Genomic DNA, 24781 nt, shown 5'->3' with positions numbered 1-24781 from the left:
AGACGGTCAGACGGGGTAACTTAGCTGAAGAGTTGTGAACCGATATATTCACCTTCACGGGGTGCCGGAGGGACAAAAAAGATACCGGAGCCGATATGTGAGATATATTCATTCAACGCATCGGCCGCACCGAGCCGTGTCTGTAACTTTTCAAAGCTGGCCGGGTCTTTTTGATAACTGATAAACAGCAGCCCGGCATCCAGCATGCCCAGTTGATTGATGCCGTCGGTGTAGTTATAGGAGCGACGCAGGATGCGGATCCCCTGATTGTTCTCGTGTGCCGCCAGACTGATATGTGAGGTTACCGGGATCACCGGCGCACCGTCACTGTCCTTTTTGTGAAAGTCAGGCGTATCAAATTCCCTTTCACCACTCAGCGGCGCGCCGGAGACCTTATGACGGCCAAAAACGGCATTCTGATCACTGACACGATCCGTGTCCCAGTTTTCAATATGCATTTTTATTTTACGTACCACCTGATAGGTCCCCTGCTGCTGCCAGGCGGGTCCGCCGTCGTTGATCCAGACAAATTTGTTAAAATCAGTCTGTTCGGTCAGGTTACGGGTACCATCTTTGAAGCCAAACAGGTTACGGGGAGTACTCTGGTTTTTGCCTGCTGATGCACGGCCAAACCCCAGTACCGACCAGCGTGTTTCGGCTGCCCCCGTGGCTTTAGCTATCCGGGCCAGGTTGCGAATGGCGTGATAAGCCACCTGAGGATCATCCGCACAGGCCTGCAATGAGAGATCACCTCCGGTAAACGCCGGTTGCAGATTATCACTCGGTAACTGAACCAGTTCGCGCATCAAAGCCGGCTTTTTCTCTGCCAGTCCGTAGGTTTCCGTGAAAATACCCGGCCCCAGCCCTACGGTAACAGTCAGTGACGCCGGGCCCAGATCCAGGGCTTCACCGGTATCCATTCCGATACCGCTGTTCCGGACAGGCTCAACCTGACCAATGATTTCCCCGGCCATCATCTGCGCGATAGCCGCTGACCAGCGGGCCAGCAGGATTTGCAGGTCCCGCGGGTTCTGACTGGTCATATCGAACGTCATATACATCACATGACGCTGAGGCGGAGTGGTGACTCCCGCCTGTCCGCCCTGGCCATAAAATGCATGTTGCCGGGAAAGATCAACCTGGTCGTCAGGTTCGGCTTTCGCAACCGCTGCATTGTGTGCCGCTGCCATGCCTGGCATGGCCAGCGCACCCGCCACCGCCCCTTTTAACAGATGACGGCGGGAGACACTGGTCTTGTCACGCTCCGTATTCTGTTTATCTTTCATCACTCACGCGCCTCCGGCTGTGGCCACTTTCTCTGCAATTTTAGACAGCGGTTCCTGCAATGCCTGTACAGCTTTACTCAGTCTGGCCGCATCTGCAGCCTTCACTTCCGCAGTATAGTAACGGTAGCCACCGGCAATTTTACCATCACGGTAGCTGTCCAGCAGTTTGTTCACGTTAGCGAATTGCGCTTCCACCCGACGGGTCAGATCAGGGTCGATTTTATTCAGTCCCGGTTTCAGAAATTCAAACGCCTGTTGTGCACCTTCAACGTTACCGGCGAAGTCCACCAGATCAATGTGACTGAAGGCTTCTTCTTCACCACTGATTTTGTTGCTCTGAACTTCTTCCAGCAGATCGGCTGCACCGTTAGCCAGATCTTCCGGCTTATAGGTCAGCCCTTTGGTCAGGCCATCCAGCCGGGTGACGTTCTGCTGCAGTTCTGCCGCCAGTTTTTTGGTGTTATCGGTGATTTTACCCTCGCCGAACAGATCACGTTCAATGGCGTGGAAACCGTGCCAGCCCACCTTAGGATCCTGGTTAGAAGCGCGCATATCGATCAGATAATCGAGGTTACCGGCGTTATCCGTGGCTTTAAAGCCTGGCAGGACAAAACCACTGACATCCGATTCAATACGTTCATAGAACGGGCGCGCTTTGGCATACTGTGCTTTCGCTTTTTCCAGATCACCGGCATCAATGTCGGCTTTCAGCTGATTAACGGCCACCACCATGGCATCCACCACACCGTTCACGTAGGTCGCATAGCCATCTGTTCCCTGCTTCAGCAGGTCAGCGGTGCTGCCGGTAGCTTTCGCCGCACTTTTACCGGTGACGGTAAAGTTGATCAGTTCCTGCTTCGCCCCAGGGCAATAAATCTGATATTTACCGCCATCCAGCGTCAGGGTGAATTTACCGGCCGGCAGGCCCGGAGCCAGGTTCTCTTTTTCACCGAGGATACGGTTATCACTCAGCAGCTCAATTTCAGTAATGGCGGTCGCCGTCTTGTTAACCACCGTAAACGTGACCGGGCCTGCTTTGGCAAGGGTATGGTCGACCACACAGGTTCCGCCTTCCGCACCGGTTAACGTGATATTGACCTGCGATACACCTTTAGCGACCGGAGCCACAGTACCCGCTGCCGTGGCTTCCAGCGACACCAGCAACAGTGCTGACACAACAGCCGATGCCAGAACTGACTTTTTCTTTTTAAACATGGAGTTGATCATAAAAGGCCCTTTACTTATGTTCAGATAATGAAGGATGGCCGGCATGCGCTATTTCATCTGTCTTGCGTACATCCGCAAGACGGCGCAATGCCAGAACAAATGTAATAACCGCCATCAGTACCAGCATGATCGGTAGCTCGATAGCCAGGAACAGATGATGCTGGTAAGCCTGTGCTGCTTTTTGCAGCGCATTGTCCACCTCGCTTTGCCAGCTCTCCGCCAGTTGCCAGTGACATCCCGTCTGCGGCATCGCTGCGCGCACCGAAAACGTCCGCGGAGATAATAAACCGCCGCCGGAAAGCGTCATCAGGGTGGTTTCCCGCGCGACGGCACGGTAGAGCGCATGACTGACGGTTTCAGCTTCCAGAGTGCAGTTGACACTCCAGCTGGCGTGATACGGACCTGGATGTTGTACCGGGCTCAATCCGACAGGAATACGGTTGCCGGACAGCGCCAGCACCTGATCCAGCGTCAGGGTGGCCGGCAGACCCGTGACCGGCGGCTGACGGCTGAGGGTCCACTGCTGTAATGTGACCCCCTGCTGCACTGTCATATGCTGCTGATCCGCGGCGAGGGTATAGGTTACGGGTACCTGTTGCCCCGCATTAACCTCCAAACGGTACCCCCCTGCCGGTTGAAGCTGCAGTGTTACCGTCCCCCCTTCCTGCAAGGGTGCGGTGGCAGGCAGCCGGATGCTGCTGCCGGGTGTACGCCAGTGCAGAACGGCGGCGGCAACCAGCAGTACGACTGTAGTGAAAAAGAGCAACTTACTGAGCCGCTTTGCCCCGGGACGCAGATGACGTGGCCAGAAAACCAGACCCCCCGTCAGCACGATGTAAATCCCCCAGCCGCAGACCTCAAGCAGTCGCGGATCGGTCGGAATACCGAGCACTCCGGTGATTAATGCCGAGCGGACAGATCCCGGCGGGATCAGCGGACTAAGGTTAACGACACGCTGCTGACCGATATTCAGCCAGCCGGCTTCATGGCCACTGCGCAACGCACTGATAATCAGCCCTGCCGCGACCAGGATCAGAAACAACCCGGTATAACGGAAGAAGCGGCCAAGATTAAGCCTGACACCACCGATATAAATGCCCCAGCCAATCGCAACCGCGAGGATCAGCCCCAGTACCGCACCGGTCGCCGCCAGGGATGCTGACTGTGCGACCGAGAAGGTCGCCAGCAGGAAAACACTGGTTTCGAACCCTTCTTTAAGCACCGCCAGAAAAGCCATACCGGCGAGTGCCAGTGCACTGGATTGACGGATAGCGTCGGCGGCTTCACTTTCCAGCTGACGTTTAATCTCATGGGCGTGGTTATTCATCCACATCACCATGCCGGTGACAAAAAAGACAGCCACCAGGCCGATCACGGCTTCCATGGCTTCCTGTCTGGCCTGCGGCAGAGCACGTTCTGTCAGGCTGAGGCCGACACCCACCAGCAAAGAGAGGGCAATAGCCAGCAGTACGCCGATCCACATGGCGTACAGGCTTTTACCGTTTTTACGTAAGAATGCGGCAATGATGCCGACGATTAAGGCTGCTTCCAGCCCTTCGCGTAATGCTATGACAAGAGTGGCTAACACCAGAGATACCCTGCCCGAACGGAATTAAATGCTAATAGTAATTACTATCATTCTCATACTTAAGTATGGGTAAGTAAACATGAATTAATGATTATTTATGTAAATTTTTATAATCAGGTCTCACCCGACAGCGACATAATGATGAGCAGAAAAAGAACCTATGGATTTCTTCTTCCATTCCCGGCGGAGACTGCCTGGTGATCAGGCCCCGTGCCACAGGCAATGGCGGCCGGGAGCGGGTTGCTGAATGCTGAGCCTTATTGTCCCCCCTGAAGACACCCTGATTGACTTTCCCAGGGAAAGTTATGACACGGGTGACAGTGAAAGACTCCCGCATCCCGTAGCGGGATAAGTCGTTCTCTGCCGCTACGTAAAAATCATTCTTTTAATACGATCGCACCCATGTCCACAGGGATAGCACTATTTAAAACACGGCTGAATGACAGCGGGATACCATCCTGAAAAAATACATTACATATTTTCAGGTGAGCAATGATTACTACAGACGGTAACAGCGCGGTCGCGGCAGTCGCGTTTAAATGCAGTGAAATTATTGGTATTTACCCGATCACCCCAAGTTCTGCGATGGCGGAGCAGGCAGATGCCTGGTCCGGCAACGGTAAACGTAATCTCTGGGGAGATATTCCGCGGGTGGTGGAGATGCAATCCGAAGCCGGAGCCATCGGCACCGTCCATGGCGCATTACAGACCGGCGGGCTGGCGACATCCTTTACGTCCTCTCAGGGATTATTACTGATGATCCCCACCCTGTATAAACTGGGCGGTCAGCTGATGCCTTTTGTATTGCATGTCGCGGCCAGAACGGTGGCCACGCATGCGCTCTCCATCTTTGGTGACCATTCAGATGTCATGGCGGTCAGGCAAACCGGTTGCGCTATGCTGTGTGCCGGCAGTGTGCAGGAAGCACAGGATTTTGCCATTATCTCGCATGCCGCAACGCTGAAGAGCCGGGTGCCGTTTATCCACTTTTTCGACGGCTTCCGGACGTCTCATGAGCTGAACAAGATCATCCCGCTGAGCGATGAAACGCTGAAGCTTCTGCTGCCGCAACAGGCGATAGATGAACATCGGGCCAGAGGCCTCAGCCCTGAGCGGCCGGTGATCCGCGGGACATCCGCCAACCCGGACACCTTCTTTCAGTCCCGTGAAGCCACCAACCCCTGGTATGACGCCGTCTGCGGGCATGTGGAAGAAACCATGCAGCAGTTTGCCTCACTTACCGGCCGCCACTACGCGCCCTTCGATTATTATGGTCATCCGCAGGCGGAACGGGTCATCATCATCATGGGCTCGGCAGGCGGTACCTGTGAAGAGGTCACCGACCTGTTACTGAGCCGGGGAGAGAAGGTCGGTGTGCTGAAAGTCCGCTTATATCGTCCCTTCTCTGCCGCACATCTGCTGGCAAAACTGCCTCAGAGTGTGCGCACGATTGCCGTGCTGGACAGGACGAAAGAGCCGGGTGCACCGGCAGAGCCTCTTTGTCTGGATGTTATCAGCGCGCTGGCAGATGCGGTCAGCCGTGGTGAACGCCAGGCACTGCCACGCATTTCCGGAGGCCGCTATGGACTGTCCTCTAAAGAATTTGACCCGGAATGCGTACTGGCTATCTTCAGTGAACTGGAAAAAGAGTCCCCGAAACCCCGTTTTACCGTCGGCATTTATGATGATGTCACCCGTCTTTCACTGCCATTACCTGAAAAACGTCCGCCTTCGCTGGCGCAGATGGAAGCGCTATTCTACGGGCTGGGCAGTGACGGTAGTGTCTCTGCCACCAAAAATAATATCCGAATCATCGGCGAAAATACTGACAGTTATGCCCAGGGGTATTTTGTTTATGACTCCAAAAAAGCCGGCGGCCTGACCGTTTCTCATTTACGGGTCAGTGAGCATCCTATCCGTTCAGCGTATCTGATCCGTCAGGCCGGTTTTGTCGGCTGCCATCAGCCCCAGTTTCTGGATAAATATCCGATGGCGGAGCACCTCAGCCCCGGCGGGATCTTTCTTTTGAACACACCGCATCCCCCGGAAAGCGTCTGGCAGACCCTGCCCCGGGAAGTTCAGAGTGTGCTGAACGAAAGACAGGCCAGGTTCTTTACCATTAATGCAGCGAAAATAGCCCGGCAGTGCGGGCTGGGGGCGCGTATTAATACGGTCATGCAGATGGCATTTTTCAGTCTGACCCGGGTTATCCCGCAGGAACAGGCCAGCCAGGCTCTGGAAGCGGCACTTGAACGCAGTTATCGCAGCAAAGGACAGGAACTGGTCGAAAAAAACTGGCAGGCACTCGCTCTGGCGCGGGGCTCGTTGCATGAAATTCCGTTGCAGCCGGTCTCTGACGCAAGCAGGCCACGTCCGCCGGTGGTCTCTGATGCCGCGCCGGACTTTGTCAAAACCGTGACTGCCGCCATGCTTGCCGGTATGGGTGATAAACTGCCGGTTTCCGCCCTGCCCCCCGACGGTACCTGGCCTTCCGGCACAACGCAGTGGGAAAAACGGAACATTGCCAGCGACATTCCCATCTGGAAGCCAGACCTCTGTACTCAGTGTAATCACTGCGTCGCTGCCTGCCCTCATGCGGCGATCAGGGCCAAAGTGGTCGCACCGGAAGCGCTGGATGAGGCCCCGGTCTCCCTGCAATCACTGGATGTTAAGTCCCGGGATATGCGTGGCCGGAAATATATTCTGCAGGTGGCCCCGGAGGACTGCACCGGCTGTAATCTCTGCGTGGAGGTGTGTCCGGCTAAAGATCGCCAGCAACCGGAGATTAAAGCCATCAATATGCGCTCGCACCTTGAACATGCTGAAGAAGAAAAAACAAACTTTGATTTCTTCCTGCAACTGCCGGAAATGCAGAGCCAGCAACTGGAGCGGATTGATATACGCACATCACAGTTACTGACGCCGTTGATGGAATATTCCGGAGCCTGTTCCGGGTGTGGCGAAACCCCTTATATCAAGTTGTTAACGCAATTGTGGGGCGATCGGCTATTGATTGCCAACGCAACCGGCTGCTCATCGATTTACGGCGGTAACCTGCCTTCCACTCCCTATACAACAGACCGTCACGGACGCGGGCCGGCCTGGGCTAACTCGTTGTTTGAGGATAACGCAGAATTTGGTCTGGGATTCAGACTGACGACCGATCACCGTAAAAACCGGGGGTTACGGTTACTCGACCAGTGCCGTGAGTTGATCCCGGAGACATTATTTTCCGCACTGCAGCAACCGGCGGAAACAGAACAACGGCGCGAGCAGATAACCGCACTGCAGGCAGCACTCAACGGGGTGCAGGATCCGCTGGCAGCAGAACTGCAACGGGATGCGGATGCACTGGTGGATAAGTCTGTCTGGCTTATCGGCGGAGATGGCTGGGCCTATGATATCGGTTATGGCGGGCTGGACCATGTGCTCAGCATGGATGAGAACGTCAACGTGCTGGTACTGGATACGCAGTGTTATTCCAATACCGGCGGGCAGGCGTCAAAAGCGACACCGCTGGGTGCGGTGACGAAGTTCGGAGAGCACGGCAAGCGTAAGGCCCGCAAGGATCTCGGGGTCAATATTATGATGTACGGACATGTGTATGTGGCTCAGATTTCGCTGGGAGCCCAGCTTAATCAGACAGTCAAAGCCATACAGGAAGCAGAGGCCTATCCGGGACCGTCTCTGGTTATCGCTTACAGTCCCTGCGAGGAGCACGGCTATGATTTGGCACTGAGCCATGACCAGATGCGTCAGCTGACAGCCACCGGCTTCTGGCCCCTGTACCGCTTCGACCCGCGTCGCAGTGAAAGCGGTAAGCCGCCACTGAGCCTGGACTCACGTCCTCCGTCAGATGCACTGGCAGAAACGCTGGGCCATGAGCAGCGGTTCCGGCGCCTCAATCAGCAGCAGCCGGAAGTCGCTGAACAGCTCTGGAAAGACGCGGCAGAAGATTTACAAAGACGTTATGATTTTCTGGCAACACTTGCTGAGAAATAGCGCCGGACTGCTATTGTCTAAGACGGCTTCCGGTCACCGAAGCCGTCGCGGAAACCCCACGCATATCAGCGACGTCCGCCGCTGATATGCCAAAGCCGGCCTTCCGTGCCGGCGCTATCCCCGGAGCAGCCTTATTTCCGCCCGCACGGATAAAAAAGCTGCTATCGCTGCCATTTCCTGCTAAATTACTGGTTATATAACCAGTCATCGGGTGTAGTGATCATGTTTGTGGAATTAGTATACGATAAGCGCAATGTCGAAGGTTTAGAGAACGCGAAAGAGATTATTCTGGAAGAACTGACCCGCCGGGTTCATAAAATTTTTCCGGAGGCCAGCGTGCGGGTCAAGCCGATGCAGGCAAATGGCCTCAACAGTGATGCCAGCAAAAGTGATCGTGAAAAGCTGAACCGTATGCTGGAAGAGATGTTCGAAGAATCTGATATGTGGCTGGTCAGCGACTATTAGTCGCCCCCGCCTGCCATCAGAGGAGGTTTTCTTCATCCCCTGGCACGATCTCCCGCTTTCCGGCGGGCTGGTAGTTATGCCGCCCGCCCTGTTCTGTGTACAACGATATCAATGAAATCATCCGCAAGGGTGATACTGAGAAACCAACGGTAACAGGCTGAATAATGAGACGATTTGAAGGAAAACGCATACTGATCACGGGGGGGACCAATGGCATGGGATTAGCGGGTGCCTTGCGTATAGTGAAAGAAGGCGGTCAGGTCGCGATTACCGGACTTCATCAGCAACGTTTACAACAGGCTAAGAAAATCCTCCCGGACACATCACTGATACTCAAAAATGATGCCGGATGCGAAGCTGATAGTTCAGCGCTTAGAGATTCGATTCTTCAATGGGGAATGCTTGACGGACTATGGCTGAATGCCGGATTTGCAGAAATTGGCTCTCCTGAGTCAGTTACCGCAGAGACATTTAACCGTATGATGAATACCAACGTGCGGGGGCCGATGTTACAACTCTCAGCCTTATCAGGCTCCCTGAATACTCATAGTTCAGTTCTGGTGACCTCATCGTCTTCTGTTTACGAAGGTGCAGCCATGACGAGTTTGTACGCTGCCACTAAAGGCGCGGTAATCGCTATGGTTAAAAGCTGGGCCTCCGCGCTTGCAGAGCGCCAGATCAGAGCCAATACGTTAGTCCCTGGTCCAATCGAAACCAACTTCAGACACTTTTTACCTGAAGAATCGCGTCAGAATTTTGAAAGTTCAGTGGTCAGCCAGGTCCCCCTGGGCCGGATTGGCACTGCAGAAGAAGCTGCCGCCGTTGCGTTGTTTCTTCTCTCTGACGATTCATCCTTCGTGACAGGAAGTCAGTACGCCGTGGACGGAGGGTTAATTCATTACTAATGAAGACTCCCGGAGTAAGGCTTATGTCTCTCACCTAAGTCTCCGTTCCACGCTCCGTAAAAACGTCCTGACCGGGGGCAACCTGAATGTCAGAGAGTGAATTAAACAGAAGATCATACCGGCGGGAGGTCATTTTTCTTCGCCGATCTCACCTGAACCAACGCTGAGAAAATATGCCCCTGAAATACATTTATCTGCCCCTGTCTCTGTTAATAACCGCCTTTTGTCTGCCGGTCATTGCCTCCCCCCGCCTTGCCCCGGAGCAGGCAAAACTGGCTGAACAACAATTGCATGCGCGGGCCGGCTTTGCAGAGCTTGATCTTGCCACCGGCGCGCTCCGTGAAAGTTATCGTTCCGGGGAACGCTTCCCGATGATGAGCACTTATAAAGTCCTGCTATGCGGCGCGGTATTAGCCCGTATCGATTCCGGGCGGGAGCAGCCAGAACGTCGCATAATGTATCGTCAGCAGGATCTGGAAAAGTATTCCCCTGTCACGAAGCAGCATCTCAATGAGGGGATGACTATTGCCGGATTATGCGATGCCGCCATCACGATGAGTGACAACACGGCGGCTAATTTACTGCTCTCCTCTATCGGAGGACCGCAGGCGTTAACCCGGTTTTTACGCCAGACAGGCGACCCGATGACCCGGCTTGATCGTCAGGAGCCGGAGTTAAACGAAGCCCTGCCAGGCGACCCGCGCGATACAACGACACCAGAGGCCATGGCTCGAACACTGCGCAACCTGTTAAGCGGTAAAATACTGACCGCAGCCTCACAACAACAGTTACTGCACTGGATGATAGCGGATCAGGTCGCCGGGCCACTTCTGCGTAAGGTACTTCCTGCGGGCTGGTTTATTGCGGATAAATCAGGAGCTGGTGAACATGGCTCACGCGGCATCATCGCGGTAACGGGACCTGCCGGGAAACCGTCACATATCGTGGTCATCTACATCACAGATAATGATGCAAGCATGGACGTACTGAACAGACAAATTGCCGGTATAGGGGCTGCGATGTTCAGCGACCTGACCGGGAGACCGGAAAAAACGACAAAGCCATAATATAAAAAAACACCGGTGAGAACCGGTGTTTCAGAGAGTCAGATCAGTTACTTACGGTCAATGGAGTATTTACCAGGGCCGGTCAGTGCCAGTGCCAGGAAGCCCCCCGCAATGCTGATATTTTTATAGAAGTTAATCATCGCCATATACTGATCCATCCCGGTCATATGCCAATACTGGTGCCCCATCAGGCCGGTGATCACCGTATAAACAGCCAGCACAATCGCCAGCGGGCGGGTATAGAAACCGGCAATGATCAGGATACCAAAGCCCAGCTCAACGATAACGGCAATTGCTGCGGCCACTGCCGGTAACGGAGCACCGACAGAAGTCATATACCCGATGGTGCCTGTGAAACCGGTCAGTTTTTCCCAGCCGAACAGCACAAACAGAACCATTAACAGAATACGGACTAATAACAGCAGACCGTTACGATATTTTTCTAATGACAGATATTGCATAGTATGACCCTCGCCTTAAAAGTGCTTATTCCCCCGACTAACCGGTATGGAAAGTCTGTGCATAAGCATTAATATTCTGATTAATAATATTTTTATGACAGCGCCCGGTACCCGGTGGTAGCGGAAACTATCGGTTAATGCGCTTTCAATTTTAAACCGCACCCGTGACCTGAACGATTATGCCAACGAAACGTAAGTTACCCTGTCTCGGTGATCTGCCACACGCTAACTCACCCGGCCTGATCTTGACTCTTTATGAGCCGGGAATTATTGCATTCCTCTGCCTTGCCAGCGGAATGTCGTCATAGTACATCAACTAAATTGAGTATCAATATCCGTAAAAAAGACAGACTGTCCCCATACAGTGGACAATCATCCTCAGAAGCGTCTTAATTTTTGCAGAAGACAGCATTTTTCTGTCATAGCACAGGGAAAGTAAGGAGTTAACCTGCTGTTTTTATTAAAATCAGGATCGTGATCGGTTGATACGGGAATACCATGATAACGGTACACTCTATCTGTGAGACAGTCGGCGTTCATTCATTTTTTTTGAACAACTAAAGCAAAACTTTGCCTGATTATTTATATGGCGGGCATTGGCTGAAGCCATTCTGTCGTAGCAGGAGGCCATCAGGGGCCCTCTGTCTCTGACGGCAGGGGGAAAAGCTGCTCGCTGATAAAAGTAAGTAATGCGCGGATCACCGGGTTGTGCTGGCGATGCTGAGGGTACAGTGCATTCAGCGTTAATCCCGGCGGGGTAAAATCCGTAAGAATGCTGATCAGCCTGCCCTGCCGGATAGCTTCCCCGACCACAAAATGCGGTAGCAGCGCGATCCCCAAACTGGCTTCGGCGGACTCTCGTATCACTTCCCCGTTATTACTGGTCACCGGGCCACTGACAGGGACAGGATAACGTTGCCCGGCAACGGTCAGTTCCCAGCCTTGTTGTCCTTCCCGGCCATACCGCAGGCATTGATGTTGCAGCAGATCATCCGGATGTTGCGGAACACCGGCAGACTGCAGGTAAGACGGACTGGCACAGAGAACCATCGGCAGAACATCCAGTTGACGCGCGATCAGACCTGAATCAGCCAGAGCACCAATTCTGAACGCTAAATCAACCCCTTCCCCCACCAGGTCAACGAACCGGTCATTCACTTCGATAGCCAGGGTCACCTCCGGGTGTTGCTGCTGAAACCGGGAAAGTAACGGCGCAACATGACGCAGACCAAAAATATGGGGAAGACTTATCTTAAAACTGCCCATCAGCCGGGTCTGGCGCAGGGAGATCGCTTCTTCTGTTTGTCTGACTTCATCAAGGATCCGGCTGGCATGGCGGAAGAAAACCTGACCGACATCAGTGACCGATAAGCGGCGGGTATTCCGGACCAGTAAACGTGTTGCCAGCCGGGTTTCTAATGCAGCGACGCGGCGACTGACAAATTGTTTGGAAAGCATCAGCCGTTCAGCGGCTGCAGTAAAACTACCGGTGTTGACCACCATAATAAAAATACGCATATCTTCAAGAGTCATAAAAAAGATTCCGGTAAGCTTTAATGCCGCCTGCCTGCAGACGGATCCCTGACGGCAGTTTATCATTTACAGGCCCGTATCCTCCTGCTCAGTTGAGGATTTCTGTATTGGCATGAAACGGTTGCACTCGTCAGGACAGGCGGATATGTTAAATCAGAATGATGACAAACCGGGAACAGGCATGGAACAGAATATTAATATTTTCGGGCAGCCGACAGGCCCCGCGCTGGAAAACTGGCAGGCACGTACTTTTCCCGGTCCGGTTACACTGACCGGACAATACTGCCGTCTGGAACCGCTAAATGCCGGGCAGCACACCGACCACCTTTATCAGGCTTTTCATCCGGCCACCGGTAATCCGGCTTTCTGGACCTACCTGTCCGTCGGGCCTTTCGATGATCCTCAGAGTTTCAGTGCGTTTATCCGTACAGCCGTCGCCAGCCGTGACCCGCTTTATTTTGCTGTCGTGGATCTGCGCTCTGAGCGGGCCGTCGGCCTGCTTTCTCTGATGCGTACAGATGTCAGAAACGGGGTGACTGAAGTGGGCCATGTGATGTTTTCACCGTCTTTACAGCGGACCATTTTATCCACCGAAGCCCAGTTCCTGCTGATGCAGTATGTGTTTTCAGCACTTAAGTATCGTCGTTATGAATGGAAATGTGACAGTCTGAATGCCCCCTCCCGTAATGCAGCCTTACGGTTAGGTTTTCAGTTTGAAGGCATTTTTCGTCAGGCGGTGGTGTACAAGGGACGCTCCCGCGATACGGCCTGGTTTTCGGTCATCGACAGCGACTGGCCGAGACTGAATACAGCCTTTCAGCGCTGGTTATCTGCAGATAATTTCAATGCACAAGGGGAACAACTGTGCCGGTTACAGCAAATGATCCGACAAGCGCAAGCGGTAGCTGAGCCGCGTGGTTAGCCGTCTGTCGTTTTTCCGCCAGCCTGAGACGTCGTCACAATGACCATTCCCGGAGATAATCCCCTTCCTGGTCGGCCGATCGCCCTGCCCTCAGGACAGTTCCTGACACAGGGAGTATGCAGCGAGGTCTTTCCCCTGCTGGCCTGTGTGACATTCGATATTGCTCACTACCATTTCCGGGAGTTTGAGAGATATGCGATCCCCTGTCCGCAGGCTGTCCGTCTTGCCGCCCCGAAGCGTCAGGCGGAATATCTTGCCAGCCGATGGCTGGCCGGGACTGTTTTTTCCCGTTACGGGATCTCTGATTTTATACTGACCAATAATGCGGATCGTTCCCCCCGCTGGCCCGCAGGATTCACCGGTTCTTTATCCCATAGTGCCGGGACGGCTTTTCTGCTGGCTGATAACCAGGGCCGTCTGACAGGAAATGATGTAGAGCAATGGGTCAGTCACACCACTGCCGATGAAATTACCGGCTTATTAATGAATGAACAGGAAAAATCGCTGCTGAAATCCTGCTCTCTGCCCTGGCCTGTGGCTGTGACGGTGCTTTTTTCGCTGAAAGAGAGCCTGTATAAAGCCCTGTGGCCCATCGTTGGTCGGTATATCGATTTCCTGCAGGCAGAAATTACGGTGTTTGACCCGAACACCGGTCACGCTTCCCTGCGTCTGAGGGAGACCCTGGGGGAAACACTGCCTCAGGGGCGCCACTTTCCGGCAAGATTTCTGCGAACAGAGACACAGGTTTTTAGCTGGATAGTGACCGCCTAGTCTGTTACCCGGCACAGCGGAACGTCATATTGTAGCGATATCCACCGGTCAGCGGGTGGAAGCCGGGTTTCACCGGCGCGATACCATGAAAACGTAATCTGGAGCGTCCTCCCCAGACAACGACATCTCCATGTTCCAGCAGTACCCGCGTCAGGGCATCCGACCGTTCAAAACCGCCGAACTGAAACACTGCGGGTAATCCGAGAGAAACGGAAACGATAGGCTGGCGTAAATCCTTCTCATCTTTGTCCTGATGCAGTGTGAGTTTACTGCCCGGCGCATACCTGTTCATCAGGCACGAGTCCGGCAAAAAACCGCTAAAGCCTGCATTGCCTGCAGCCCGGACAGCAAACTGCTTCAGTTCTGCCGGTAAACTGACCGGCGTCACAGGCATACTTTCCGGATAACCGCCCCGTGAACCACAGTGGGTCATCGCCACCGACATCCGGAACCCGCCCGGCGTGATCCGATGCTGAAACGGACGCAGCGAAGCCACCTGCATAATGTGGCGGAATAACCACTGAGCATCGTCTCTGGCATAACGACGCAGGATCATTGCATCTTCTGCCAGCACCTCCTGCCAGGGGGTTTCACCTTCAAACAGATCCAGCATCAGGTCACGTCTCTCCTTTAATGATCCTGTGAAACCAGGAATGATTTAAATAAAGGTGAACTCCAGGTCACGAATTTATTTCCCTCGCGGATAATCAGAAAAACGGCAAGATGCTGTTTAATGGCCAGCGCTTTGGCTTTTTCTGTGCCAAGTACCATCAGTCCGGTATCCCAGCCATCGGCCTCCATCGCTGTGGTAGCGATAACAGTGGCTGAAGCCAGTTTATGCTCAATCGGCCGGCCGGTCGCCGGGTCAATAATATGAGAGATCCGTTTACCATCCAGCTCATAGTAATTCCGGTAGTCTCCGGACGTACTGATCCCATGTTCTTGCAGATCGACCACTGCCTGCGCCACATCCTCCTGGTCCGTCGGTTGCTGGATAGCCACACGCCAGGGACGTCCGCCGGCACTCTGGCCCCGCGACAGCAAGGCTCCTCCCACCGAAACCAGATAATTGGTGACACCTTCAGATTCCATCAGCCGTGCCAGATGATCGGTCGCGTACCCTTCACCCATGGTTGACAGGTCCACATACAATCCTGGCAGATCTTTTTGCAGTGCCTGACCCTGTGAGGTCTGAATGACTTTCAGATGTTGCAGTCCGGTGAGAGCTTTAGCACTGTCAATAGCTTGCGGATCCGGCGTATGTTCGGGAGCCGCAACCGGGCCAAAGCCCCACAGATTCACCAATGGCCCGACCGTAATATCCATCGCACCGTCAGTTTTCTTCCCGATACGTAAGGCCATCGTCACGATATCGGCCATCCCTTCACTGACCGGCCAGGGAGCTGTTCCCTGGTACTGGTTGAAACGGGATAACGCAGAATCCGCTTTCCAGGTCGAGAGTTCCTGATCGTCATGACTCAACTGGCGGCTAATCGCCTCCTGTAACTGCGGAAGTCGGGCCGCCGGAACACCGGCAACAGTAACACGCCAGACGGTCCCCATCGTTTTACCTGACAGTACACTGTTTTGTGCCGAAGCCGTTGGTGAATTATCACAACCAGTGAGGGCCAGAGTTGCAGCAAACAGCAAGCCCGCACCTAAAAATGCTTTCATCAATGATCACCTGAAATATAGAAACATGTGTGCAAACCGTCCTTCTGCACGCTTTTGCGTCAGGAGTAACGTCTCACTGCACCCTACAGAGGCGGCATATTAACAAAACTGACGCGCTTTACCGTGAACATCCGTGCTACACGCTGGCATAGTTATTGCATTTTTCAAAGCCGGTCTGGTGTCAATGATGAGGTGTATAGATGAAAATGAATCCGATATTCACCCGTAAACTGAAAGGGCTATGGACAGAGTGGATCGCTTCCGGTGTATTAACTCAGGCAGGAGCCGCGCTGGAAGGTAATTATTCGGGGAGTTACTCTCAGGTTATGTCTGCAGAACCCGCTGATGAAGCCTGTCGTTATGACACTGAAAAACCCAGATAAAATATTTTTCCGAAGCCTCAGCAGGAAATGATACGGGGAATAACATCAGGTTATTCCCCGCCATCCATCAGAACTGGTAGACCAGTCCAACGCCAACGATATTATCGGTATTAATACCCGCGCTTTCAGTGAAGTCGTTATTTTTCATCAGATTAATCTGATAATCCACATAGGTCGACATGTTTGTATTAAAGTAATAGGTAGTACCGACATCAATATATTTTTTCAGGTTCTGCGAGCCGTATTTACCAATATCACTGCCACGTGAAGTCACATAAGCCAGAGACGGACGTAAACCAAAGTCAAACTGATATTGTGCCACTAATTCCCAGTTATCTGCTTTATTCGCATAGCCGTAAGCCGTGGAGCTGCTGGTTCCGAAGCGGGTTGCGTTGTAAGAACGCGTGTACATCGCCGCCAGATAGACGTCATTCGCATCATATTTTACACCACCGGTATAAGCCTGAGCTTTATCGCCGCTACCCAGAATATGATTGTTGCCAACGGAGTAATTATTCTGCTGGTCGGTACGATCAGATGAGAACATCGCCCCCCCCAGAGAAACACCCTGACCCAGATCGTAGGTCGCGCTCATCCCCCAGCCATCGCCGTTCTGGCCTAAGACATCGCGACCATTGGCTGTTTCAGTCCCACTGCCGTTTTTACCCTGGTACTGAACCGCAACATTCAGTCCATTAATCAGGCCCCAGAAATCAGTATTACGATACGTTAATAATCCGCTGGAACGCTGGAACATAAAGTTATCAGCACCGTACGTATCTCCGCCAAACTCCGGTAACACATCCGTCCAGCCAGAGACATCGTAAATTACACCATAATTACGACCATAATCTAAGGAGCCGTCATTATCGAATTTCAATCCGGCAAAACCGACACGGGTGTAATTATCTGCAGCACCGTCCGCTTCTGCGTTATTCGCAGCCATCTGGTATTCCCATTGGCCATAACCCGCTAACTGATTAGAGATTTGCGTTTCACCTTTAAAGCCTAAACGCACATATGACTGGTCGCCGTCCTGACCGTTATTACCGGAAAAATAATGCAGGCCATCAACCTTACCGTACAGATCTAACTGGTTGCCGTCTTTATTGTAAATCTCAGCGGCATTGGCTGTGCCCGCCGCCAGAAGTGCAGGAACCAGTAATGAAAGAACGCTTAATTTCATGTTATCACCCTCAAGTGGACCTTCCGGCGTCAGTGACGCTCCGGGTCAATGTATAAAAATGTCAAAAAAATACACGTAACATCATGTTAAATCAGGAAAGCTGTCTTTCTATCAGCGAAATGATACTAAACAGACTAAATAGTTTCAATTTCTTTGAAATTAGCGACAAAGTATTTCTACCGGGAACTTTCTTAATTTCATTATTCTCTTTTAATCCGCACTATTGGTCAAATCAACTAAAAATCATCTTAAAAAATCAATAGCGCACTTATTGCAAAAGAATTTTGTAAAGATCCACAAAATTCAAAAATATAAAAATCACCGCACTCAAAGGTAAACAAAGCGTAGAACGGGGAGATATAATTCTTCTTGCTATCATCATTTATTTCATTATTACCTTCATTCCCCCGAATGATTTTTATAATTCCCTCCGGGCCATTGGCCCGGTTTTTTATGCCTTTTTGCAATAGTATGTCGTAATATTATTGCGTTTTAGTCGCCCCCCATTCTACCGGTATCTCCCGCCCTGACAAAGACTACCTGCCATCTGTGCAGAAATATATTTAATCAGTGAAGTAATGTTATTAAAAAATTTAATTTACGGAAGGATCAGACTGGCGGATGAATACTGAAAGGATTCGGTTCTATTTAAATACGCCTTTTATTACTGAAAAAACGGTTCCTGCCATTCAATGAAATATTACAGATTTCGCTGAATGGAAATGGGGCGGCCTTTACTGCGCAACAGGGGAGTCCGGGCAGGGTTTATTTCGGACTCTGCCTTTACTTCCGCATTTTTTGACGATACTTTTAGCCGGTTAAGCTGTCTTCTGACAGAAAAGCAGTGGCATCCGGCGGTTAAAGACGGCCGGATAACGGCTGGTGGTACACAGCCTGACTGTGTGGATCCCCCTTCGTTTGTATGTTCTCTTTGACCTCAGGTTCAGATCGTTATGTCCGGAAAAAATAGCCAGTTGCCCTCAAGACCACTGTTCAAACTCATGATGTTGTTCAATGTCATCGTGGTCATTATTTTTCTGAGCATCATTTATGACAGCCTGGGGGCTCAGTTACACCATCAGCAGGCCTTACTGGGCAGTTTTTCCCGGTCTCTGCAATTACGTATCGATACCTACCGGTTCGCGACCTGGCAGATTTATCAGAATCAGAACAGCAGTACGGACAGCGATGATGATACTCCGGCCGCCGGACTGCAGGAAATTCGTTTGCGTCCGGATATCTATGCGCCGGTCACTGAACAGGGTAAGACCCAGGCACTGATCTTTGGTTCTCACGACAGCAGTACACTGGCAACCGCCAATAATATCTCTGACTTCCTGAATACGCTGTGGGGCATCAAAAAGAATGTCTGGTCCATGTATTATCTTAATGGTCAGGATAACAGCATGACGATGGTCTCTACCCTGCCCCTGAAAGATATGATGGTCCGCTATAACGGTGAAAGTATCACCGGGCTGGTTTCGACCCGCAGAGCTGAAATGCTTCAGCAAGCCAATACTCTGGATGAACGCGAAAGTTTTTCAGAGTTACGCCACACCGCAGACAGTAATGATTACTATTTTACACTGCGAACCACCTTTAACCAGCCAGGCCATCTGGCCACGGTATTGGCGTTTGATCTTCCTGTTAACGATTTACTGATCGGCAATCTCAGACCGGACCTGATGATGTTTCATGATACGGACTCCGGCAATCAGGATATATCGACAGCGGACAGACTGAACCTGGCAACAGCCTCAGTGGAATTATTCGCCCCGCTTTCATCGGCCTCCATGGTGATTACGTATCAGGTGTCAATCCTGATGTTGCTGAACCAGGCCATTCATGAGTTTGCTCTGACGCTCGGTTTGTGTCTGTTACTGTTTGTCCTGTCTCTGGCCACCAGCTTCCTGCTGCGCCGCTATCAGGCTCCGCAGGAAGATAAAACCAACCCTGAACTGGAGCTGTTGCGTATCCTGAATAAAGAGATGGTTGATAGCCTGCCGGTTGGATTTGTTATCTATGATTTCAATGCACATCGGGAAGTGGTCAGTAACGAGAAAGCCGCACAACTGATCCCGCATTTGAACCTGCAAAAAATTGTGTCGTTATCAGAAAATGCTCAGGGCATGCTGCAGGTCACAATTAATAATGAAGTCTACGAAGTCAGACACCAGCAGAGTCACTGTTCGCCGCAATACCGCTTCTTTATTATCAGTAATCAGGATCGCGAGATCCTGATCAATAAAAAACTGCAGCATGCACAGAAGGTGCTGGATAAAAATCACCTTATCCGTCGCCAGCTACTGGAAAATATCGGCCGGACCTTCCATCAGCCGGTATCACGCCTGCGTAACCATCTTTCTGCTCTGCAGGGCTCCGTCACCCTCTCCGACTGGCAGCCACTGGCTGATTACAGTGATCATCTGTTACGTCTGACAGATAATATTATTCTGCTTAATGAGCTTGAAAATCATCGCTGGTCAGCCCGGGAAGAGGCGTTCAGCCTGCAAAAATTGCTGGATGAAATAGTGACGGAGTTACTCCCTTCGCTAAATACCCGGGGGCTGAACATTATTGTCAATAATCTCTGCCCTGCCGATGAGATTCGCCTCGGTGACAGTACCATTGTCAGAAAAATCCTGATGACTTTATTGTGGTATTCCTTCGGAACCACCCATTGGGGAAAAATTTCTGTCCGGATCGGCGCAAGCCCGGAACAAACTGATCGACTAATGGTAAATATTGTAGATACTGGTCAGGGTCTGAATAAGACAGAGCTTGAGAACGTACATTTTCCGTTCAGTGGCGATGTCAGTACAGAGAATGACGAAAAGTCGAACAGTATGGACCTGTTTTTCTGTCGTCAGTTCTGTCAGGCGTTGAGCGGAAAACTGGATATTGTCTCTAAGACAGATCTGGGGACTCATTACAATGTCACTCTCTTGTTACCTGTACAGACTCAGGAAGCAGAGCAGGACGAGAAAATACTGGAAGGAATTACAGTATTGGTTGATGTGGTGGTTGATGATATCTATAAAATCGTTAGCCGTCAGCTGGAGTACTGGGGGGCCAAATGTGTCATTGCCGACGAGCGGGTTTCAGTCCAGGACTATGATTTCCTGATCACTGATGTCCCGGCCAGGCTTTCGGGATGGGCTGTACTTATCACGGGTACTGAACCCGGATACTCAGCTATTAACCCGCAGCAGTACCGTGCGAATTACAATCTGAATCAGGCACTGCTGGAAGCTCTGCTTTCATTGATTGAAAAACAACTGACCGAGGATGAGATGGAGGAAGCTCCTGAAAATAGCGGGAATTCAGTGCTGGAGGAACCCGGTTATTTTCAGATATTTAAGGATACTGTACCCGATGACGTCACTAAATTATCTCTTGAACTTGCTGATAAAGATTATGCCGCACTCGCTCTGACAGCACACCGGCTTAAAGGTGTTTTCGCGATGCTGGGTCTCGATGCCGGTAAAGCACAGTGTGAGCAGTTAGAGCTTTTCATTGAAAAGTGCGATGATTTAAACATTAAAGAAGCTGCCAGGGACATTGACGATTACGTCAACCAACTATTGCAGCAAGGTAAATAAAAAGATGAATAACTTAAACGTAATTATTGCCGATGATCACCCGATAGTTTTGTTCGGGATCCGTAAATCTCTCGAACAGATCGAGTGGGTCAATGTCGTCGGTGAGTTTGAAGACTCAACAGCACTTATCAATAGCCTGTCCAAACTCGAAGCCAATGTACTGATCACCGACCTGTCTATGCCGGGCGATAAGTATGGCGACGGGATCACGCTTATCAAATATATCAAACGTCATTACCCTGACCTGGCTATCATTGTTCTGACAATGAACAACAACCCGGCCATCCTGAGTTCCGTACTGGACCTGGATATTGAAGGGATTGTGCTGAAACAAGGTGCGCCGACCGATCTGCCTAAGGCGCTGGCCGCCCTGCAGAAAGGGAAGAAATACACTCCTGAGTCAGTCGCCAAGCTGCTGGAAAAAATCAGTGCCGGCGGGTACGGAGACAAACGTCTGTCACCGAAAGAAAGTGAAGTCCTGCGCTTGTTTGCAGAAGGTTTCCTGGTCACAGAAATTGCCCGCAAACTGAACCGTAGTATCAAAACTATCAGCAGTCAGAAAAAGTCGGCCATGATGAAGCTGGGGGTCGACAACGATATTGCCCTGCTGAACTACCTTTCTTCAGTGAGCAGCAGCTTACCCAAAGAATAATCCGCGTCCGTTGCCCTGCTGTTACGGCAGGGCACTCCCCGGTCACACCGCCCTTTCCGCCTGACAGGTTCCGTATGCCCGCCCTGCGTCACTCCCGGCTCCTGCTTATCGGCCCTGCCCCCGACACCCGATTTACTCTGCCAATGCCCGTTCATGCCTGATACGTTCCACATACCCGGCCAGCGTCGTACCCAGTTCCTGTAAGGTCACAGGTTTTGAGAGACAGGCATCCATCCCCGCCTCCAGACAGTGCTGTTTTTCATCGGCCAGCGCATTAGCGGTTACCCCGATCACCGGGCGAGTCCAGCCTGATTCACGTAGCGTCCGCGTCAGCAGATAACCATCCATATTCGGCATATTCACATCACTGAGAATGATATCAGCATCAATACGTTTCAGTACGTTCAGTGCATCCACGCCGTCCTGAGCCGTTTTTACCTGATAGCCAATGGTGTGTAACTGGCCGGATAAAAGCATCCGGTTGATAGGATGATCATCAACGACCAGAATCAAAATATCATCGTGGCACGCCGCTTTCGGTTTATCTTCCGCCGCCATTGCCGGGTATTTATTCTCAATGGCCGGACGGTAAATCCGCCGCAGGAGATCCGGTAACTCATGAGGCATGGAGGTCGTCATCACCCAGGTGCCAGGCTGAACTTCCATCGGGAAGCCGGTATGTTCACTACTGAAACAGATACGCGCCCGGCATACCAGTCCATTGCCTTCATCACTATCGGTAATATAGATATCTTCCGGAGTCAGTTGTGCCCGGTCCCGGCTGACGATAATCGACAGTGCCTGCAGATTACGGGTCAGGTAATCTGCGTACATCGTATTTTTCAGGTCAATACATACCCGCCGGCCGGTGAGATCGGTGACTGCAGGCTGCCACTGCCCCTGATAAACCGGGATACGTACCGTAAACTGACTGCCCATTCCCGGCTCGGATTCCACGGCGATATCCCCGTCCATCATGCTGACCAGTTTCTCACAAATAGCCAGCCCCAGTCCGGTGCCCTGGAAGTTACGCTGAACGCCCGTCCCGACCTGGAAGAACGGATCAAATAGCCGTAATACATCCCGGGTTGGGATCCCTACGCCGGTATCACGCAGCCGGAAGGCCAGATACCCCTCATGCTGATACAGTTGTAAAATAATGCAGCCTGTATGCGTGAATTTTATCGCATTATTCAGCAAGTTAGAGACTACCTGCTGCAGACGCATCGGGTCAGCAAACAGGGATGTCGGGACATCATGCTCAATCATGCAATAGAGAGTCAGCCGTTTTTTTACGACCAGCGACAGATAGTTAGAAATAATGTGCCCGACCATTTCTTGCGGCGAGAACAGGCAAGGTTCGGTCTTCAGCTGTTCAGATTCAATCTTCGAGAAATCAAGAATATCGTTAATAATTTTCAGCAACAGATCTGACGAGTTGTTCATGGCACTGACCAGCGCTTCCGTATTCCTGGGCAGCTCGCGGGTTTTCAGTAAGTCCAGATTACCGATAATGCCATAAAGCGGTGTGCGCAATTCATGACTGACCGTCGCCAGGAACATCGATTTTGACTGACTGGCCTGTTCTGCAGCATCCGCAACTTCCTGCAATGACTGCTCCATCTTGATCCTGGCGCTGACATCCACCAGTACACAAATCGCGACATCCTCATTACGATAACGGCTATGCACAAAACTGATTTGCAGATTCGTGTTGGAACCCGTCAACACATCAACAAAATTAACCTGCTGTCCACTGATGATATCGGTCAGCCGGGCTTTATCTTCAGCGGTCAGCAGACTCAGATAATTATGGGCAAGCTCGTTGCTGAGGACGTTACTGCCATCACTGGTCCGTAAAATACAAATACCGACCGGCGCAGAGGCGACAATTTTTCGGTTAAATTGCTCATGTTCCTCAAGACGGATCGCATTTTCCTCCGCCGGATAGAGCATTCGCCGCTCGAAAATGATCGTCAATACCATCAGTAATAGTGCACTGAAGATATTCAGTAAGACGGCGTTGATAATCATCAGCTTCATTTGGTTGAACAGCAAGTCGGTAGACAGTGAATACACAATACTGAACGGGCTTGATGTCAGCGACTGCTTAAGGATCAGCTGACGGTAGCCGTCGCTGTAACCGAACCAGACCTTATCGTCCGGAAGCCATTCGAAGGTGCTGCTGTTAGCGTCCTTATCGGTGGACAACAGCAACTGGTTATCACTGTTAACAATGGACGTCACCACCGGCACACTGCCCGGGGTCGTCAGCTCATCCAGCCGAAGATTTTGCTCAAAACTCAGTAGTGCCACCGGCTGATTACCGGTATAAACCGGCATCATCATATAGAACGCCCCGACCCCCGGCTGGTTACCGGCAGTGATCCAGTAAACGGGGTTACGCTGCTCATTGGAGCTACTGTTATGGAACCGTAAAACATTTTCCTGCAGCGAGCGGGTACTGAAATCACCACTGACATCACTGTTCCCGAAAGAGAAGGTGGCCAGGCAATTACTGCCATTATTCAGCAGGAAAATCCGGCTCATCTCATATGAAGAAACATACTGGCTTTCCCAGTAATGTATGAACCCCCCCAGGGTGGATAAGGTCGTGCGCCAGGTGGCATTGGTCGTATTGCAATCATCATCACTGAACAGCGGGGAATAGCGGGGAGAAAAATCTTTATTCCCGCTGCTGAGGATAAAGGTATTTCCATCCGGGGTATTGTTCAGCTGACCTTCAGTAATATATTTAAGCTCGCGCATGGCTTCATTCGTATGCGCGACATACCAGGCCGCCTGGCTAAAGTTACCGGACAGTTGTTCCCTGATATCCGACTCTTTCTCATGCAATACATTCAACAGATAAAATGCACTTAGCAGACCGCCCAGTAACCAAAGCAAAAGCGCCAGGATCCGGAACAGGTAACGGGAGACACGTAATGTGGTACGAAAAGAGACGAGATATTTCAAAGGATACTCACTGCAGTAAGCCTGGAAAATTCAATGACGGAAGGAAACCCTGCACATCATCACTATAACGCTACAGTCTTC

Annotated in this window: 18 protein-coding genes; 9 read left to right on the top strand and 9 right to left on the bottom strand. The window is 51.6% G+C overall.

Annotation, left to right across the window (positions count from 1 at the left end):
- Nucleotides 1-20: 20 nt before the first annotated feature.
- The 3 genes from efeB to efeU are packed head-to-tail and all read right to left on the bottom strand — an operon-like array spanning nt 21 to nt 4101.
- On the bottom strand, nt 21-1286 hold the full coding sequence (gene efeB, locus GTPT_RS08500; RefSeq protein ID WP_029990259.1) for an iron uptake transporter deferrochelatase/peroxidase subunit: 1266 nt from the start codon (nt 1284-1286) through the stop codon (nt 21-23).
- A gap of 3 nt (nt 1287-1289) precedes the next feature.
- Entirely contained in the window at nt 1290-2513 is a 1224-nt protein-coding gene (efeO, locus tag GTPT_RS08495) for an iron uptake system protein EfeO (RefSeq protein WP_029990258.1), read from the bottom strand.
- A 10-nt stretch (nt 2514-2523) separates the two neighbouring features.
- Nucleotides 2524-4101, bottom strand: a complete 1578-nt coding sequence (efeU, locus tag GTPT_RS08490; protein WP_029990257.1) for an iron uptake transporter permease EfeU — start codon at nt 4099-4101, stop codon at nt 2524-2526.
- A gap of 492 nt (nt 4102-4593) precedes the next feature.
- Between efeU and nifJ the strand changes: the two genes are divergently transcribed.
- The 4 genes from nifJ to bla all read left to right on the top strand — a co-directional run bounded on the left by nifJ (nt 4594) and on the right by bla (nt 10540).
- Nucleotides 4594-8103: a pyruvate:ferredoxin (flavodoxin) oxidoreductase gene (gene nifJ / locus GTPT_RS08485; protein ID WP_029990256.1), complete on the top strand. Its 3510-nt coding sequence runs from the start codon at nt 4594-4596 to the stop codon at nt 8101-8103.
- A gap of 222 nt (nt 8104-8325) precedes the next feature.
- Complete coding sequence (locus GTPT_RS08480) at nt 8326-8568, top strand: DinI family protein (protein WP_025903367.1); 243 nt, start codon at nt 8326-8328, stop codon at nt 8566-8568.
- Nucleotides 8569-8732: 164 nt separating this feature from the next.
- Nucleotides 8733-9473, top strand: coding sequence for an SDR family oxidoreductase (locus GTPT_RS08475; RefSeq protein WP_025903366.1), 741 nt, complete (start codon nt 8733-8735; stop codon nt 9471-9473).
- A 173-nt stretch (nt 9474-9646) separates the two neighbouring features.
- Nucleotides 9647-10540 (top strand): class A beta-lactamase, encoded by an 894-nt coding sequence (gene bla, locus GTPT_RS08470; protein WP_051170740.1) that lies wholly within the window; start codon nt 9647-9649, stop codon nt 10538-10540.
- Between the two features lie 47 nt (nt 10541-10587).
- Here the strand turns inward: bla and GTPT_RS08465 are convergent, their stop codons facing one another.
- Both GTPT_RS08465 and GTPT_RS08460 read right to left on the bottom strand, forming a co-directional pair.
- Nucleotides 10588-11001: a DoxX family protein gene (locus GTPT_RS08465; RefSeq protein WP_025903364.1), complete on the bottom strand. Its 414-nt coding sequence runs from the start codon at nt 10999-11001 to the stop codon at nt 10588-10590.
- Nucleotides 11002-11631: 630 nt separating this feature from the next.
- Complete coding sequence (locus GTPT_RS08460; protein WP_025903363.1) at nt 11632-12534, bottom strand: LysR family transcriptional regulator; 903 nt, start codon at nt 12532-12534, stop codon at nt 11632-11634.
- A 181-nt stretch (nt 12535-12715) separates the two neighbouring features.
- On the opposite strand from GTPT_RS08460, the gene GTPT_RS08455 reads away from it, so the two are divergent.
- Complete coding sequence (locus GTPT_RS08455; RefSeq protein WP_029990254.1) at nt 12716-13456, top strand: GNAT family N-acetyltransferase; 741 nt, start codon at nt 12716-12718, stop codon at nt 13454-13456.
- Nucleotides 13457-13495: 39 nt separating this feature from the next.
- The gene (locus GTPT_RS08450; protein WP_029990253.1) at nt 13496-14227 is read left to right on the top strand and encodes a 4'-phosphopantetheinyl transferase family protein; all 732 of its coding nucleotides are present in this window, start codon (nt 13496-13498) and stop codon (nt 14225-14227) included.
- Between the two features lie 4 nt (nt 14228-14231).
- On the opposite strand, the gene alkB is transcribed toward GTPT_RS08450, so the two are convergent.
- Nucleotides 14232-14840, bottom strand: a complete 609-nt coding sequence (gene alkB / locus GTPT_RS08445) for a DNA oxidative demethylase AlkB (protein WP_025903360.1) — start codon at nt 14838-14840, stop codon at nt 14232-14234.
- 17 nt (nt 14841-14857) lie between these two features.
- Entirely contained in the window at nt 14858-15901 is a 1044-nt protein-coding gene (gene apbE, locus GTPT_RS08440; RefSeq protein WP_029990252.1) for an FAD:protein FMN transferase ApbE, read from the bottom strand.
- A gap of 200 nt (nt 15902-16101) precedes the next feature.
- Between apbE and GTPT_RS08435 the strand changes: the two genes are divergently transcribed.
- A complete protein-coding gene (locus GTPT_RS08435; protein ID WP_025903358.1) occupies nt 16102-16284 on the top strand; it encodes a hypothetical protein in 183 nt (60 codons plus the stop codon).
- A gap of 67 nt (nt 16285-16351) precedes the next feature.
- Here GTPT_RS08435 and ompC read toward each other — a convergent pair whose 3' ends face one another.
- A complete protein-coding gene (gene ompC, locus GTPT_RS08430; protein ID WP_025903357.1) occupies nt 16352-17470 on the bottom strand; it encodes a porin OmpC in 1119 nt (372 codons plus the stop codon).
- 953 nt (nt 17471-18423) lie between these two features.
- Here ompC and rcsD point away from each other — a divergent pair.
- Entirely contained in the window at nt 18424-21072 is a 2649-nt protein-coding gene (gene rcsD / locus GTPT_RS08425) for a phosphotransferase RcsD (protein WP_029989517.1), read from the top strand.
- 4 nt (nt 21073-21076) lie between these two features.
- On the top strand, nt 21077-21724 hold the full coding sequence (gene rcsB, locus GTPT_RS08420) for a response regulator transcription factor RcsB (RefSeq protein ID WP_025903355.1): 648 nt from the start codon (nt 21077-21079) through the stop codon (nt 21722-21724).
- A gap of 132 nt (nt 21725-21856) precedes the next feature.
- Here rcsB and rcsC read toward each other — a convergent pair whose 3' ends face one another.
- The gene (rcsC, locus tag GTPT_RS08415) at nt 21857-24700 is read right to left on the bottom strand and encodes a two-component system sensor histidine kinase RcsC (RefSeq protein ID WP_029989515.1); all 2844 of its coding nucleotides are present in this window, start codon (nt 24698-24700) and stop codon (nt 21857-21859) included.
- Nucleotides 24701-24781 lie beyond the last annotated feature (81 nt).

The organism is Tatumella ptyseos ATCC 33301, assembly GCF_000735525.1.
Taxonomy (GTDB): domain Bacteria; phylum Pseudomonadota; class Gammaproteobacteria; order Enterobacterales; family Enterobacteriaceae; genus Tatumella; species Tatumella ptyseos.
This window is presented reverse-complemented; position numbering and strand designations above follow the sequence as displayed.

Excerpts from the sequence above, each read along its gene's own strand:
- efeB (WP_029990259.1), bottom strand. The coding sequence starts at position 1,286 with ATGAAAGATAAACAGAATACGGAGCGTGACAAGACCAGTGTCTCCCGC.
- efeO (WP_029990258.1), bottom strand. The coding sequence starts at position 2,513 with ATGATCAACTCCATGTTTAAAAAGAAAAAGTCAGTTCTGGCATCGGCT.
- nifJ (WP_029990256.1), top strand. The coding sequence starts at position 4,594 with ATGATTACTACAGACGGTAACAGCGCGGTCGCGGCAGTCGCGTTTAAA.
- GTPT_RS08480 (WP_025903367.1), top strand. The coding sequence starts at position 8,326 with ATGTTTGTGGAATTAGTATACGATAAGCGCAATGTCGAAGGTTTAGAG.
- GTPT_RS08475 (WP_025903366.1), top strand. The coding sequence starts at position 8,733 with ATGAGACGATTTGAAGGAAAACGCATACTGATCACGGGGGGGACCAAT.
- bla (WP_051170740.1), top strand. The coding sequence starts at position 9,647 with ATGCCCCTGAAATACATTTATCTGCCCCTGTCTCTGTTAATAACCGCC.
- GTPT_RS08465 (WP_025903364.1), bottom strand. The coding sequence starts at position 11,001 with ATGCAATATCTGTCATTAGAAAAATATCGTAACGGTCTGCTGTTATTA.
- GTPT_RS08460 (WP_025903363.1), bottom strand. The coding sequence starts at position 12,534 with ATGACTCTTGAAGATATGCGTATTTTTATTATGGTGGTCAACACCGGT.
- GTPT_RS08455 (WP_029990254.1), top strand. The coding sequence starts at position 12,716 with ATGGAACAGAATATTAATATTTTCGGGCAGCCGACAGGCCCCGCGCTG.
- GTPT_RS08450 (WP_029990253.1), top strand. The coding sequence starts at position 13,496 with ATGACCATTCCCGGAGATAATCCCCTTCCTGGTCGGCCGATCGCCCTG.
- alkB (WP_025903360.1), bottom strand. The coding sequence starts at position 14,840 with ATGCTGGATCTGTTTGAAGGTGAAACCCCCTGGCAGGAGGTGCTGGCA.
- apbE (WP_029990252.1), bottom strand. The coding sequence starts at position 15,901 with ATGAAAGCATTTTTAGGTGCGGGCTTGCTGTTTGCTGCAACTCTGGCC.
- GTPT_RS08435 (WP_025903358.1), top strand. The coding sequence starts at position 16,102 with ATGAAAATGAATCCGATATTCACCCGTAAACTGAAAGGGCTATGGACA.
- ompC (WP_025903357.1), bottom strand. The coding sequence starts at position 17,470 with ATGAAATTAAGCGTTCTTTCATTACTGGTTCCTGCACTTCTGGCGGCG.
- rcsD (WP_029989517.1), top strand. The coding sequence starts at position 18,424 with ATGTCCGGAAAAAATAGCCAGTTGCCCTCAAGACCACTGTTCAAACTC.
- rcsB (WP_025903355.1), top strand. The coding sequence starts at position 21,077 with ATGAATAACTTAAACGTAATTATTGCCGATGATCACCCGATAGTTTTG.